The organism is Buttiauxella cochleicola, from assembly GCF_021283185.1.
Taxonomy (GTDB): domain Bacteria; phylum Pseudomonadota; class Gammaproteobacteria; order Enterobacterales; family Enterobacteriaceae; genus Buttiauxella; species Buttiauxella massiliensis.
Genome location: NZ_JAJSOS010000001.1, coordinates 567,922 through 581,676, shown reverse-complemented (window position 1 = coordinate 581,676; position 13,755 = coordinate 567,922). Strand labels below are relative to the sequence as shown.

Annotated in this window: 11 protein-coding genes; 9 read left to right on the top strand and 2 right to left on the bottom strand. The window is 51.0% G+C overall.

The window, feature by feature from the left end; translation table 11 throughout:
- The 4 genes from LVQ76_RS02570 to LVQ76_RS02555 all read left to right on the top strand — a co-directional run bounded on the left by LVQ76_RS02570 (position 1) and on the right by LVQ76_RS02555 (position 6,660).
- Entirely contained in the window at positions 1-543 is a 543-nt protein-coding gene (locus LVQ76_RS02570; protein ID WP_232920884.1) for an antibiotic biosynthesis monooxygenase, read from the top strand.
- Between the two features lie 23 nt (positions 544-566).
- Positions 567-2,435 (top strand): amidohydrolase, encoded by a 1,869-nt coding sequence (locus LVQ76_RS02565; RefSeq protein WP_232864087.1) that lies wholly within the window; start codon positions 567-569, stop codon positions 2,433-2,435.
- Between the two features lie 140 nt (positions 2,436-2,575).
- The gene (locus tag LVQ76_RS02560) at positions 2,576-5,266 is read left to right on the top strand and encodes a DUF2339 domain-containing protein (protein ID WP_232920883.1); all 2,691 of its coding nucleotides are present in this window, start codon (positions 2,576-2,578) and stop codon (positions 5,264-5,266) included.
- Positions 5,263-6,660, top strand: coding sequence for a DUF3999 domain-containing protein (locus LVQ76_RS02555; RefSeq protein ID WP_232920882.1), 1,398 nt, complete (start codon positions 5,263-5,265; stop codon positions 6,658-6,660). Before LVQ76_RS02560 ends, LVQ76_RS02555 begins: the two co-directional genes overlap by 4 nt.
- Positions 6,661-6,721: 61 nt before the next feature.
- Here LVQ76_RS02555 and LVQ76_RS02550 read toward each other — a convergent pair whose 3' ends face one another.
- Positions 6,722-7,324, bottom strand: a complete 603-nt coding sequence (locus tag LVQ76_RS02550; protein ID WP_034457921.1) for a peroxiredoxin C — start codon at positions 7,322-7,324, stop codon at positions 6,722-6,724.
- A gap of 200 nt (positions 7,325-7,524) precedes the next feature.
- A complete protein-coding gene (gene acpH, locus LVQ76_RS02545) occupies positions 7,525-8,106 on the bottom strand; it encodes an ACP phosphodiesterase (RefSeq protein WP_232920881.1) in 582 nt (193 codons plus the stop codon).
- A 103-nt stretch (positions 8,107-8,209) separates the two neighbouring features.
- On the opposite strand from acpH, the gene queA reads away from it, so the two are divergent.
- From queA to secF, 5 genes are all read left to right on the top strand, one after another.
- A complete protein-coding gene (gene queA / locus LVQ76_RS02540; protein ID WP_034457925.1) occupies positions 8,210-9,280 on the top strand; it encodes a tRNA preQ1(34) S-adenosylmethionine ribosyltransferase-isomerase QueA in 1,071 nt (356 codons plus the stop codon).
- A gap of 80 nt (positions 9,281-9,360) precedes the next feature.
- Positions 9,361-10,488 carry a tRNA guanosine(34) transglycosylase Tgt gene (tgt, locus tag LVQ76_RS02535; protein WP_232864091.1) on the top strand — a complete coding sequence of 376 codons (1,128 nt, stop codon included), beginning with the start codon at positions 9,361-9,363 and terminating at the stop codon, positions 10,486-10,488.
- 21 nt (positions 10,489-10,509) lie between these two features.
- Positions 10,510-10,842 carry a preprotein translocase subunit YajC gene (gene yajC / locus LVQ76_RS02530; protein ID WP_034457929.1) on the top strand — a complete coding sequence of 111 codons (333 nt, stop codon included), beginning with the start codon at positions 10,510-10,512 and terminating at the stop codon, positions 10,840-10,842.
- 27 nt (positions 10,843-10,869) lie between these two features.
- Positions 10,870-12,717 carry a protein translocase subunit SecD gene (gene secD / locus LVQ76_RS02525; protein WP_151995543.1) on the top strand — a complete coding sequence of 616 codons (1,848 nt, stop codon included), beginning with the start codon at positions 10,870-10,872 and terminating at the stop codon, positions 12,715-12,717.
- A gap of 10 nt (positions 12,718-12,727) precedes the next feature.
- Positions 12,728-13,699, top strand: a complete 972-nt coding sequence (gene secF, locus LVQ76_RS02520; RefSeq protein ID WP_120066277.1) for a protein translocase subunit SecF — start codon at positions 12,728-12,730, stop codon at positions 13,697-13,699.
- The last annotated feature ends 56 nt before the right edge of the window (positions 13,700-13,755 follow it).

The window sequence follows — 13,755 nt, the reverse complement described above, 5'->3', positions numbered from 1 at the left end:
ATGGCGGACAACAACACGGTTACGCTGGTGATTACTCATGCCCTTAAAGCGGGGCAGGCCGCGCGTTATGAGCAGTGGCTTGAGAAAATCATGCCTGCCGCCGCTCGTTATCCAGGGCATCGCGGTGTGCATGTTATTCGCCCTACGGCTGGAAATGATGTGTACAACATCGTTATCCGCTTCGACACGCTGGAGAATCTCACCACCTGGACGAAATCGGCTGAGCGTGAAGCTCTGGTTGATGAGATCAAACCGATCCTCAGCCAGGACGATCATCTGGAAGTGCGCACCGAAAATGCATTTTGGTTCACCCCGGAAACACCAACGATCAAACGTCCGGCACAGTGGAAGCAATTCCTGATAACGCTGGCCGTGATTTTCCCAAGCACTAATGTAGTGCCACGCATCACCGCCATGATTTTCCCTTCGCTGCATGGGTCGCTTTTGTTACATCTCATCAATGACGCGTTAGTGGTGGCGTTAGTGGTGTGGCTATGGATGCCCATCATGACGCGTCTGTTTGCGGGCTGGCTGAAAAAATAACGTTTCACCGAGGAGAACAGGTTATGTCGCAATCTGCTTCACTAATTCTCACCAACGGGCAGTTTCACACGCTCGATAGCGAAGCGCCGCTGGCTGAAGCGGTGGCTATCAAAGACGGCAAAATTATCGCAGTAGGAAATGAGTCGTGGGTGATGAGCTTTGCGAGTGGGGAAACACAGCGAGTTGATCTTCAGGGCCATACGGTAATACCCGGCCTTAATGACTCACATTTGCACCTTATTCGTGGTGGGCTCAATTACAACCTGGAACTGCGTTGGGAAGGTGTGCCATCGCTTGCGGATGCACTGCGGATGCTAAAAGAGCAGGCTTTGCGTACCCCTTCGCCGCAGTGGGTACGTGTGGTTGGAGGGTGGACGGAGTTTCAGTTTGCTGAGCGCCGTATGCCAACGCTTGAAGAACTCAACGAGGCGGCTCCAGATACGCCCGTTTTTGTGCTGCATCTTTACGACCGTGCATTGCTAAACCAGGCGGCACTTCGAGCGGTGGGTTACACCAAAGAGACGCCCAATCCGCCGGGCGGTGAAATCATGCGCGATCGCAACGGCAACCCAACCGGGATGCTGATAGCCAAGCCGAATGCGATGATCTTGTATTCGACGCTGGCAAAAGGGCCGAAGCTGCCGCTGGAGATGCAGGTTAATTCCACGCGCCAGTTTATGCGCGAACTCAATCGACTCGGCGTGACCAGCGCCATTGACGCGGGGGGCGGCTTCCAGAATTACCCCGAGGATTACCAGATTGTCGACCAGCTTCACGCGCAAAAACAGATGACGGTGCGCATTGCCTACAACCTGTTTACCCAGCGCCCACAGCATGAGCTGGAAGATTTTGAAAAATGGACGGATATGCTCAAACCGGGGCAGGGAACGGATTTCTATCGCGCGAATGGCGCGGGTGAAATGCTGGTGTTTTCCGCCGCTGATTTTGAAGACTTTTTGCAACCACGCCCCGATTTGCCAGAAGGCATGGAGCAAGAGCTGGAACGAGTGGTACGCCATTTAGTAGAGCATCGTTGGCCATTCCGTTTGCACGCGACCTATAACGAATCCATCAGCCGTATGTTGGATGTGTTTGAAAAGGTGAATCGCGATATCCCGTTTAATGGTTTGCATTGGTTTTTCGACCATGCAGAAACGATTACCGAGAAAAATATCGAGCGTGTTAAAGCGTTGGGCGGTGGGATTGCTGTACAGCACCGTATGGCGTTTCAGGGGGAATATTATGCCGCACGCTATGGCATCGAAGCCGTCAAACAAACGCCACCGATTGCCAAAATGCTTGCCGCTGAACTCCCTGTTGGATTAGGCACAGATGCGACACGAGTTGCCAGCTACAACCCATGGACGGCGCTTTACTGGCTGGTATCGGGGCGTACCGTTGGCGGCATGCAAATGTATGACGACAATAACCGGCTTTCACGCGAAGTGGCACTGGAGTTGTGGACGGCAGGCAGCGCATGGTTTTCCAGTGAACAAGGTAAAAAAGGTCGCATTAAAACCGGGCAACTGGCGGATTTGGTCGTGCTTTCGAAAGATTTCTTCAAAGTAACCGAGGATGAAATTAAAGGGATTGAATCGGTGCTTACGCTGGTGGATGGGAAAGTGGTGTATGCCGCTGGGGCATTTACGCCGTTGGCACCGCCGCCAATTCCGGTCGTGCCTGAATGGTCACCGGTCACCACTGTGCCTGGACATTACCGCTCAGCACCACCAGAAGCCGCGAAAGTTGGCATGATGGCGCAGGTTCATCAGTGTTGTGGGAGTTGTAATGTGCATGGTCACCAGCATGACACTGCGCGTAAATCGGCAATCCCGATTGCGGATGAAGGGGCATTCTGGGGTGTGATGGGATGTTCTTGTTTTGCGTTTTAATCCCCGGGTCATCATATCCACCAGGATAATCCTCTCAGGACAAATTCCTATTTTTTGCCGTTTGTCAGTCGTAAATGGTGTACCGATATTTAGTGTGCCAAAGTTAAACAATATGCCTCTTCCTGGATGAAGGTCATGACATGGACGATTTAATAATTCTTGCGGGTATAGTTCTATTTTTAGTTTTGGTGATTGCGCCCATTCTGGCTATTGGGGCATGGCGCCGAAGCGGGCAGGCGCGCGATGAAATAATATTGCTCAGAAAGCGTATTGAAACCCTCGAGCAAAATCGTACTGAATCGCCGTCTTCGCCATTGAGTGTTGAGGAGGGAGTGGTTTCGTCACCGCCATCTCAGGTACCTTCTCAAATTGCCGCTGATGAGTTTGTCGCAGAAAATGTGCCGCAAAATGTTGCGGCCCCAGTGGTAGCAAACCTCTGGGCCAACAATTCAACTTCGGTTGAGCGAGTTTACGAAAAAGTAGATACAAACACGGCACCTGCGGAACAAGACAAATTGCTTAGCGGCGTGGTGACATCGCTGGTGCGTTGGTTTATGCGCGGAAATCCACTGGCAAAGCTGGGTATTATCCTGCTATTTCTTGGGTTTTCGTTTCTGCTGCGCTACACCGTTGAACGCTCGCTTTTCCCACTCGAACTGCGGGTGATAACGGTGGCGCTGGGTGCTTTGGTGTTGCTGGTATTTGGCTGGCGGCTTAGGCATAAACAGCCGGTTTACGCGCTTATCCTACAGGGTGGGGCAACAGGCACGCTCTATTTGACCATCTTTGGCGCTTTCCGGTTGTGGCAAATGCTGCCGATGGGGCTGGCTTTTGCGTTACTGATTCTGGTCTGTGCGGCAAGTGTTGCGCTGGCTGTATTGCAGCGGGCATTGAGCCTGGCAATGCTTGCAAGCCTTGGCGGTTACCTGGCTCCGATACTGCTTTCTACCGGGGGAGGCAGTCATGTCGCTCTCTTCTCGTTCTATTTGTTGCTCTCTGGTGGGATTCTGGCGATCAGTGCCTGGCAGCACTGGCGTGAACTCAATCTATTGGGAATGCTCTTCACTTTTGGTATTGGCGGAATTTGTGGAATGCAGGACTACCAGCCAGCGTTTTACCTGAGCTGCCAGCTATTTCTGATCGCGAACATTTTATTGTTTGGTGTCTTGAGCGTGGCCTTATCGTTGCGTGCGCAAAATAAAGGGGCGCGCATTATCGACGGGGTACTGCTGTTTGCCCCGCCGCTGGTGGGGTTTGGCATGCAGTATGCCATTACACAGCACTTCGTCTGGGGACCGGCGTTAAGTGCACTCAGTTATGGTGGCGCTTACTTGATGCTCGGCTGGATGGTACTCAAACGCTATCCTTCAGCAGGAAAACCTTTGGTTCTGGCGGCTCTTGCCTTGGGAGGGGCTTTCGCCACGCTGGCTATCCCTCTGGCACTCTCTGCTCGTTGGACATCAATGGCCTGGGCTCTGGAAGGGTTGGGAATATTGTGGCTGGGTGTTCAACAACATCAGCGCCGTATGAGTTACAGCGGCACCGGTTTACTGGTCTTGGCGTGGCTCAGCGCGATGTGGGCTTGCATTGACGATGTGAGACCCCTTTCAACATTAATGATCTTTGCCATTTTGAGCGCGACCTGGCTTGCTGCCGCGTGGCTATGGCGTGGTATCCAGGCCTATATCAGTCATGCTTTGCTCGCCGGTGGGATAATTTTCTGGTGTGTCGCGCTCAGCGGAGGTTCGTTGCTGGCGTTCCACACTCAACCGGCAGCCGGGTTTGGCGTGCTTGCCTTAGTCGGCCTGTCAGTTTGGTTATGGCGCTACGGCAGTATGAATCTGGCATGGCCGGAGATGAAATGGGCGCAATGGCTCTTGTGGCCAGCAATCCTGCTGGGACTGAGCTATCAATTGGCTGAACAGCAACATCTGTTTAGCCTTGACTGGAAAAACCTTGCCTGGTGCGTCGCATTCCCATCGGCAGTATTGATGCTGTGGAAAGAAGGTGACAGGGAGCCTGTAAAAATTTCTCAGGGGCTACATTTATCCCTTTTCTGGCTGATATTGATGGCGTTGGGGATGGAATATTACTGGTTTATCGAATCGCTGGGCTGGGGAATGGAGGCGTGGCGAGCCGGATTGACGATGGCCTTTGGGGCAATAATTATCTTGCTGGTTCAGGCTGGCGCGAAACGTAATGTATGGCCATTTAGAAACTGGCCGGTGGTTTACAATGTGTTGGGCGTCGCTCCTGTGCTGCCAATCCTGGTTTTACTGCTGGTGTTTGGCAATTTGTTGGATGGTGTGGTCTTCCAGCATCGTTATATTCCGCTGGTCAATCCACTCGAGGAAGGTGCCGGTTTCGCGATACTTGCTGTGTTCTGCTATGCACGTCACCTTTTCCAGCAAGTCCCTGCGTGGGCAGTACGTCGGCAGTATCTGCTGATGGTGATGGCAGGGCTGGTGTTCTGGTGGGGAAATGGGCTTTTGCTACGCGCACTTGCGGCTTATGGCGATATTGCCTGGTATGTTGAAAGCCTGTGGCAATCGCGTTTGGTGCAAACCAGCTTTGCCCTTTTCTGGATGTTGGGGGCATTGGTCACCATGCTCTACGCAACACGCCGGGGTTCACGGCAGGTATGGGTAGCAGGGGCCGTTCTGCTGGGAATTGTGATTGTAAAATTGATGCTGGTAGACAGCGCCAGAGGCGGCGGGCTGGCACGGGCGATTGCCTTTATTGGCGTGGCTGTGCTGGTATTGATTGTGGGCTATTTCTCGCCTCTGCCACCAAAGGCAGGGCTGGCGCTGAAAAAGGGAGAAGAGGAATGAAATGGAATAAAGGATTTATGCTCGGGGCAATGTTATGCGCCGCACTTCCCGTTTTGGCCGTGGAAGAAATAGCACAGACACCACAGGATTATGCCTATGGCAGCGAGTTGTACCTGGCTGCGCCATCTCCCTGGTATCGTGTTGAATTACCAATCAATGTCTATCAACAAAGCGTCTGGCCAGACCTGCGCGATGTGCGCGTTTTTAACCATCAGGGTGAAGCCGTTCCGTTTAGTCTTGAGGCGCAAACCTCTTCGGCTGTGGTTTCTGAACCGGTTGCTTTGCGTATTTTCACGCTGGACTCTTCTGCGGATACCCGAGCCAACCAGCAAGCGGGCGTACGTTCGGAGTCGGTTATCCTGCGTTCAAAAAATGGGATTGAGATCCGGCTGGAAGGTGAAAATGTTAAAAGCATGGGGCAAAGTTATTTGCTGACGCTTCCAGAAAATCAGCAGCAACCCCTCAATATTTCCCAGTTGCAACTTATGTGGGATAAGCCAGCAGAAAACTGGCAAGGTAAAGTTTCGCTCTATTACAGCTATGACCTTCGGGAATGGAATCAGCTTTCCGACGGCGCACCGCTGATGGACTTAAGCAGTGGGAGCGACAGGCTCACCCTCGATAAACTGGACATAAATGTAACGATGACGCCAAATAAGCTGCGTTATTTGTTGCTGGTGTTTGACGCTCAGCCGCATTCGGTTCAGCTAACCGGTGTCAATGCTGTAAGAGAGCATGAGTCACCAACGCAGGAACGTATCAGTCTGACCGCCACGGCGAGTAAAACTTCTCTGACTGAAGCGGTGTGGCACTGGTCGCACCCGCAGCCGCTGACTTCACTGGAGATTACCCTTCACGAAGATGGGGTGTTACCGATTGAAATGGCCTGGCGTCGTGCAGAAAGTGATGAGTGGCATCCGCTCGCGAAACAGGTTATCTATCAGCTAAATGGTAAAGCATCTGCGCCGATTATTATGCCGAATGAACCTGTTCAGGCGGTAAAAATAACAACGCTTAACGCGCGCCTTCCTGAATCGCTTCCTGAAATTACCGGCAAACGGGAGAGCCAGATTCTGATCTTTAACGCTCAGGGTACCGCGCCATTTACTCTGGCATGGGGCAATAGAACGGCAAAAAGTGCTGCGCTGGACATCGGGATGCTCATTCCACCGGAACTCCGCAAAGAAACGGGGCTTGAGACTTTCGCCTCGGCGCAGGCGCAAGAACAAATCACCTTAGGCGGTGAGGCACGCTTGAATGCGGTTTCTCCCGTTGAGCGGAAAAGCCAGTGGCAGACAGTGCTGATTTGGGGCGTATTGATACTTGGCGTGGCGGTATTGCTGTGGATGGCGATGAAACTCTGGCGCGAAGTGCGCAGCGAAAAGAAAGAGTAAGGGTCGATTAGTAATAAAAAAGGCCGCTTGCGCGGCCTTTCTCGTCAAAAACGTTTAGCTATTACAGGCTAGAAACGTTTTCGCTCAGGTATTTAGCAACGCCGTCTGGAGACGCGTTCATGCCTTCTTTACCTTTTTCCCACTGAGCTGGGCACACTTCGCCGTGCTCTTCGTGGAATTGCAGCGCATCAACCATACGCAGCATTTCATCAACGTTACGGCCCAGCGGCAGGTCGTTAACAACCTGGTGACGCACGATACCGTTTTTGTCGATCAGGAAAGAACCACGCAGAGCAACGCCTGCGTCTGGATGTTCGATGCCATAAGCTTTCTGAATTTCACGCTTAATGTCAGCAACCATCGCGTATTTCACTTCACCGATGCCGCCGTTTTCAACAGGGGTTTTACGCCATGCGTTGTGAACGAATTCGGAGTCAAAAGATACACCAACGACTTCTACGCCACGTTTCTGGAATTCTTCGTAACGCTTGTCAAAAGCAATCAGCTCAGACGGGCAAACGAAAGTGAAGTCCATTGGCCAGAAGAACACAACGGTGGTTTTACCATTGGTGTGTGCTTTGAAGTTGAAGTTTTCAACGATTTCACCGCTACCGAGAACGGCTGCAGCTGTAAAGTCAGGGGCTGGACGAGTAACCAGGACCATATGTACTCCTGTTAATTTTGTTAAAGTGAGTGTTAACGCAACGGGGGGAGTATAGGGGTGGCAATCCCTCTAACTCAAGCACACTGCGCCGATTAATCAGATAGGATTTACCTATCAAAAAATGAATATTGGCACAGCGGCGATCCAAAATAGCCCTTTTTTGTAAAAGGGCAAGAATTTAATCGTGAGGCTGCGACAGGCTACAAATTCTTTTGCTCGGCCATCGCCATCATGCGTGGGTAAAACTGCCAGAACAGCTCTTCAAGCTCACCATAGTGAGCATCAAGATCTTGCCAGGAAGCTCGCAAAGCATCTAGTTTTGGTCTACGACTAGCCATGCCATTGAGAACATTAGCAATAAATGCCATGTCGCTATAACGCTCCATCCAGCGCTCTTCCCACAGATATTGATTCAGATTGATAAAGCGCGGTGGGGTGTCCGATAAGAACGGTTCAATATTGGCGCGGGCGCTGGAGATAAACTCTGGTAGCGGGATATCCGGGCTTAGCGTTTGCCAATGGCGTGAAACGAAATGATCCCACATAACATCCAGCGTAATCGGTGCGACACGGCGCGTTTGAGGACGGAACCATTGACGTGCAATCGCCACTTCCGGTAAACCGTCGGTCAGAACATCCACACGACGATGCATTCGGATGCCTGCCACCACATCGCCTGGAAAACTTTCATCCGGGTTGCCACGTACGAAATCAGCCAGCAAATTACCCAGAAGTGAGCTGTCAGCAAGGCTTGCGAGATGTAAATGGGCGAGAAAATTCATAGTAACCTTATTCGTAAATAGCGTAAGGGCGGCTTATTCCTTGCAGGGAAAGTCCCCTGGCACTAGACTGTAGCGCCACTTTTTAAGTCTTGAGTTCTAAACCATGCGCGTTGCCGATTTTTCCTTTGAATTACCTGAATCCTTGATTGCTCATTATCCACAAGCACAGCGTAGTGGGTGTCGTTTGCTGTCGCTGGAAGGGCCGACGGGTAATTTAACGCATGGCACTTTCACCGATTTGCTCGATAAGCTCAACCCTGGAGATTTGCTGGTCTTTAACAATACCCGCGTAATCCCGGCGCGTCTTTTTGGTCGTAAAGCGAGCGGCGGTAAGATTGAAGTGCTGGTCGAGCGCATGCTTGATGACAAACGTATTCTGGCGCATATCCGTGCTTCTAAAGCACCGAAACCGGGTGCTGAGTTGTTGTTGGGCGATGATGAAAGCGTACATGCCACGATGGTTGCGCGCCACGATGCGCTGTTCGAAGTGCAGTTTGAAGATGAACGCAGCGTGCTCGATATTTTAAACAGTATCGGCCATATGCCGTTGCCACCGTATATTGACCGTCCGGATGAAGAGTCTGACCGCGAGCTGTACCAGACGGTATATAGCCAGAAACCAGGTGCTGTTGCGGCTCCGACTGCGGGTCTGCACTTTGATGAGCCGTTACTGGAAGCACTGCGCAGCAAGGGTATTGAACAAGCGTTTGTCACGCTGCACGTAGGCGCCGGGACATTCCAGCCAGTGCGCGTTGATAGCATCGAAGATCACATCATGCATTCCGAATATGCGGAAGTGCCACAAGATGTTGTTGATGCCGTATTAGCCTGTAAAGCACGTGGTAATCGCGTTATCGCGGTTGGCACGACATCAGTTCGTTCGCTTGAAAGCGCGGCACAGGCTGCAAAAAATGACCTGATCGAACCTTTCTTTGGCGATACACAAATTTTCATCTACCCAGGTTATCAATACAAAGTGATTGATGCGCTGGTGACCAATTTCCACCTGCCGGAATCGACTCTGATCATGCTGGTTTCCGCGTTTGCTGGTTATAAAAACACCATGAACGCCTATAAAGAAGCCGTAAGTTCCGAATATCGCTTTTTTAGTTACGGGGATGCCATGTTCATCACGTACAATCCGCAGGCTATTGATGAGCGCCCAGGCGCGTAATCACTAAATTCTACGCCGCCGGTTACTCCGACGGCGTTTTGTCTTAACCATCAGACTGTTTCTCTGATGCTGGAGGAAATGTGAAATTTGAATTAGATACTACCGACGGACGCGCTCGTCGTGGCCGCCTGGTGTTCGACCGTGGCGTTGTAGAAACGCCTGCGTTCATGCCTGTTGGCACTTACGGCACCGTGAAAGGGATGACGCCGGAAGAAGTTGAAGCCACTGGCGCGCAAATTATTCTGGGTAACACCTTCCACCTGTGGTTGCGTCCTGGCCAGGAAATCATGAAGTTGCACGGTGACTTACATGATTTTATGCAGTGGAAAGGTCCAATCCTGACTGACTCCGGCGGTTTCCAGGTCTTCAGCCTTGGTGACATCCGTAAGATTACCGAAGCTGGTGTGCACTTCCGCAACCCAATCAACGGCGATGCAATTTTCCTCGATCCAGAAAAATCGATGGAAATTCAATACGATCTTGGCTCCGATATCGTAATGATCTTCGATGAATGTACCCCGTATCCAGCTGACTGGGATTACGCTAAGCGTTCAATGGAGATGTCTTTGCGTTGGGCACAGCGTAGTCGCGATCGCTTTGATTCTCTTGAGAATAAAAATGCGCTGTTCGGTATTATTCAGGGCAGTGTTTACGAAGATTTACGAGATATCTCGGTAAAAGGTCTGGTAGAGATTGGCTTTGATGGCTACGCTGTCGGCGGCCTGGCTGTAGGTGAACCGAAGGAAGACATGCACCGTATTCTGGAACATGTTTGTCCGCAAATTCCTGCTGACAAGCCACGTTACCTGATGGGCGTAGGGAAGCCGGAAGACTTGGTTGAAGGTGTTCGTCGCGGTATTGATATGTTCGACTGCGTGATGCCAACCCGTAACGCACGTAATGGTCATCTCTTCGTCACTGATGGCGTGGTGAAAATCCGTAATGCGAAGCATAAAGATGACACTTCGACGTTGGATGCTGAGTGTGATTGCTATACGTGTCGCAATTATTCACGTGCCTACTTGTATCATCTTGACCGTTGCAACGAAATACTCGGTGCACGCCTCAACACGATTCATAACTTGCGCTATTACCAGCGTTTAATGGCAGGTTTACGCAAGGCCATTGAAGAGGGTAAATTAGAGCAGTTCGTAAGTGATTTTTACGAGCGAATCGGTAAACCAGTTCCACCTTTGAATGTTGATTAATTTAATAATGAGGGATTTTTAATGAGCTTTATCATTTCTGATGCGGTTGCTGCAACAGGTGCTCCGGCGCAGGGTAGCCCGTACTCTTTGATTCTTATGCTGGTGGTATTTGGTCTGATCTTCTATTTCATGATCTTGCGCCCACAGCAAAAACGTACCAAAGAGCATAAAAAGCTGATGGACTCCATCTCTAAAGGGGATGAAGTGCTGACTACTGGTGGTCTGGTTGGTCGCGTAGTGAAAGTAGCTGAAACTGGCTATATCTCTATCGCGTTGAACGACACCACTGAAGTGGTTATCAAGCGTGATTTCGTAGCTGCCGTTCTGCCGAAAGGCACTATGAAGGCGCTGTAATATTCGTTTTTCCCTAAGGGAACTACCGTGCTAAACCGCTATCCTTTGTGGAAGTACATCATGCTGATCGTCGTGTTTATCGTCGGTCTGCTATACGCACTTCCCAACCTATATGGTGAGGATCCGGCAGTTCAGATCACTGGCGCGCGCGGCGTCGCCGCCAGTGAGCAAACGCTGATCCAGGTCCAGAACACCTTAAACGCAGAAAAAATCCCCGCTAAGTCTGTGGCCCTGGAAGAGGGTGCGATTCTTGCACGCTTTGACACCACTGATACACAGCTTCGTGCTCGTGAGGCTCTGATGAGCGTCCTTGGCGATAAGTACGTTGTGGCACTTAACTTAGCTGCGGCCACTCCTCGCTGGTTATCCGCTATTTCCGCAGAACCGATGAAACTCGGTCTGGATCTTCGTGGTGGCGTGCACTTCCTGATGGAAGTGGACATGGATACCGCGCTGAGCAAGTTGCAGGAACAAACCATTGATAACCTGCGTAGCGATCTTCGCGATAAGAGCATTGCGTACACCAACGTGCGTAAAGCCGATAACTATGGCGTCAATGTTGTTTTCCGTGACAGCCAAACGCGTGATCAAGCTATCTCCTATTTAACTCCACGCCATCGTGATCTGGTGATTTCTGCTCAAGGCAGCAACGCAATGCGCGCTGTAATGACAGATGCTCGCCTGAGTGAAGCGCGTGAGTATGCCGTTCAACAGAACATCAATATCCTGCGTAACCGTGTAAACCAACTGGGTGTTGCTGAACCATTGGTACAGCGTCAGGGTGCGGATCGTATTGTTGTTGAACTGCCAGGTATTCAGGATACTGCGCGTGCGAAAGAGATTCTTGGCGCGACTGCAACGCTTGAATTCCGTCTGGTCAACACTAATGTGGATGCTTCCGCTGCGGCTTCTGGCCGTGTACCGGGTGATTCCGAAGTGAAACAGACCCGTGAAGGTCAACCGGTTGTCCTGTACAAACGTGTGATTCTGACCGGTGACCATATCACTGACTCCACTTCCAGCACCGATGAATACAACCAGGCTCAGGTGAATATTTCACTCGATAGCGCTGGCGGTAACATCATGTCTAACTTCACCAAGGACAACATCGGTAAACCGATGGCAACCCTGTTTGTGGAGTACAAAGACAGCGGTAAGAAAGATTCAACAGGTCGTGCGATTCTGGCGAAACAAGAAGAAGTTATTAACGTGGCGAACATTCAGTCGCGTCTGGGTAACAGCTTCCGTATCACCGGTATTAGCAATCCAAATGAAGCGCGCCAGCTTTCTTTGCTGTTGCGTGCGGGTGCATTGATTGCACCAATTCAGATTGTTGAAGAACGTACCATCGGCCCAACTTTGGGTATGGAAAACATCAAGCAAGGTCTGGAAGCGTGTCTGGCAGGTCTGGCCGTTTCAATCATCTTTATGCTGTTCTTCTATAAGAAGTTTGGCCTGATTGCGACCTCTGCACTGTTGGTTAACCTGGTAATGATTGTTGGGATTATGTCCCTGCTGCCGGGGGCAACGCTCACCATGCCAGGGATTGCGGGGATCGTGTTAACCCTTGCCGTCGCCGTCGATGCCAACGTACTGATAAACGAACGTATTAAGGAAGAACTTAGTAACGGACGTTCGGTACAACAGGCTATCCACGAGGGCTACCAGGGCGCGTTCAGCTCTATTTTCGATGCTAACATCACGACGCTTATCAAGGTCATCATCCTGTATGCCGTAGGCACCGGGGCAATTAAAGGCTTTGCGATCACGACCGGTATTGGTGTGGCGACGTCCATGTTTACTGCTATCGTCGGTACCCGTGCCATCGTAAACCTGTTGTACGGCGGCAAACGCGTCAACAAGCTGTCTATCTGAGGAGTGCGTTGTGGCACAGGAATATACTGTTGAACAATTGAACTACGGCCGTAGAGTCCATGACTTTATGCGCTGGGATTTCTGGGCTTTCGGTATCTCCGGTTTCCTGCTAATCCTTTCTGTCGTGATTATCGGCGTGAAAGGTTTTAACTGGGGTCTGGATTTCACTGGCGGTACGGTTATCGAAATCTCGCTGGAAAAACCAGCGGATTTAGACCAGATGCGCGAAGCACTACAGAAGGCTGGCTTTGCTGAGCCGCTGGTTCAGAACTTTGGTAGCAGCCGCGATATTATGGTGCGTATGCCACCTGCTCAAGGGGAAACCGGCGGGCAAGTGCTGGGCAGCAAAGTTGTTCAGGTGATTAACGAAGCGACTAACCAGAATGCCGGTGTAAAACGCATCGAATTCGTCGGCCCAAGCGTGGGTGCGGATTTGGCGCAGAATGGTGCTCTGGCGCTGTTAGCGGCACTGATCTCTATTCTGGTTTATGTAGGCTTCCGCTTTGAGTGGCGTCTGGCTGCGGGTGTGGTTATCGCGTTGATGCACGACGTGGTGATTACGCTGGGCGTGTTGTCGTTATTCCACATTGAGATTGACCTGACAATCGTTGCATCTTTGATGTCGGTTATCGGTTACTCACTGAATGACAGTATCGTAGTATCTGACCGTATTCGTGAAAACTTCCGTAAGATTCGTCGCGGAACACCTTACGAAATCTTCAACGTTTCTTTGACGCAGACACTGCATCGTACGTTGATTACATCCGGTACTACCTTAGTCGTGATTCTGATGCTCTATCTGTTTGGTGGTGCGATGCTGAAAGGCTTCTCACTGACCATGCTTATTGGTGTTTCAATCGGTACTGTTTCTTCTATCTACGTGGCGTCTGCACTGGCGTTGAAACTGGGCATGAAGCGTGAGCACATGTTGCAGCAGAAAGTAGAGAAAGAAGGTGCGGATCAACCGTCGATTCTGCCTTAATAGTCAGGGTATTTGCTGATATCAAAAACCGCGGCCATGGTGCTGCGGTTTTTTTT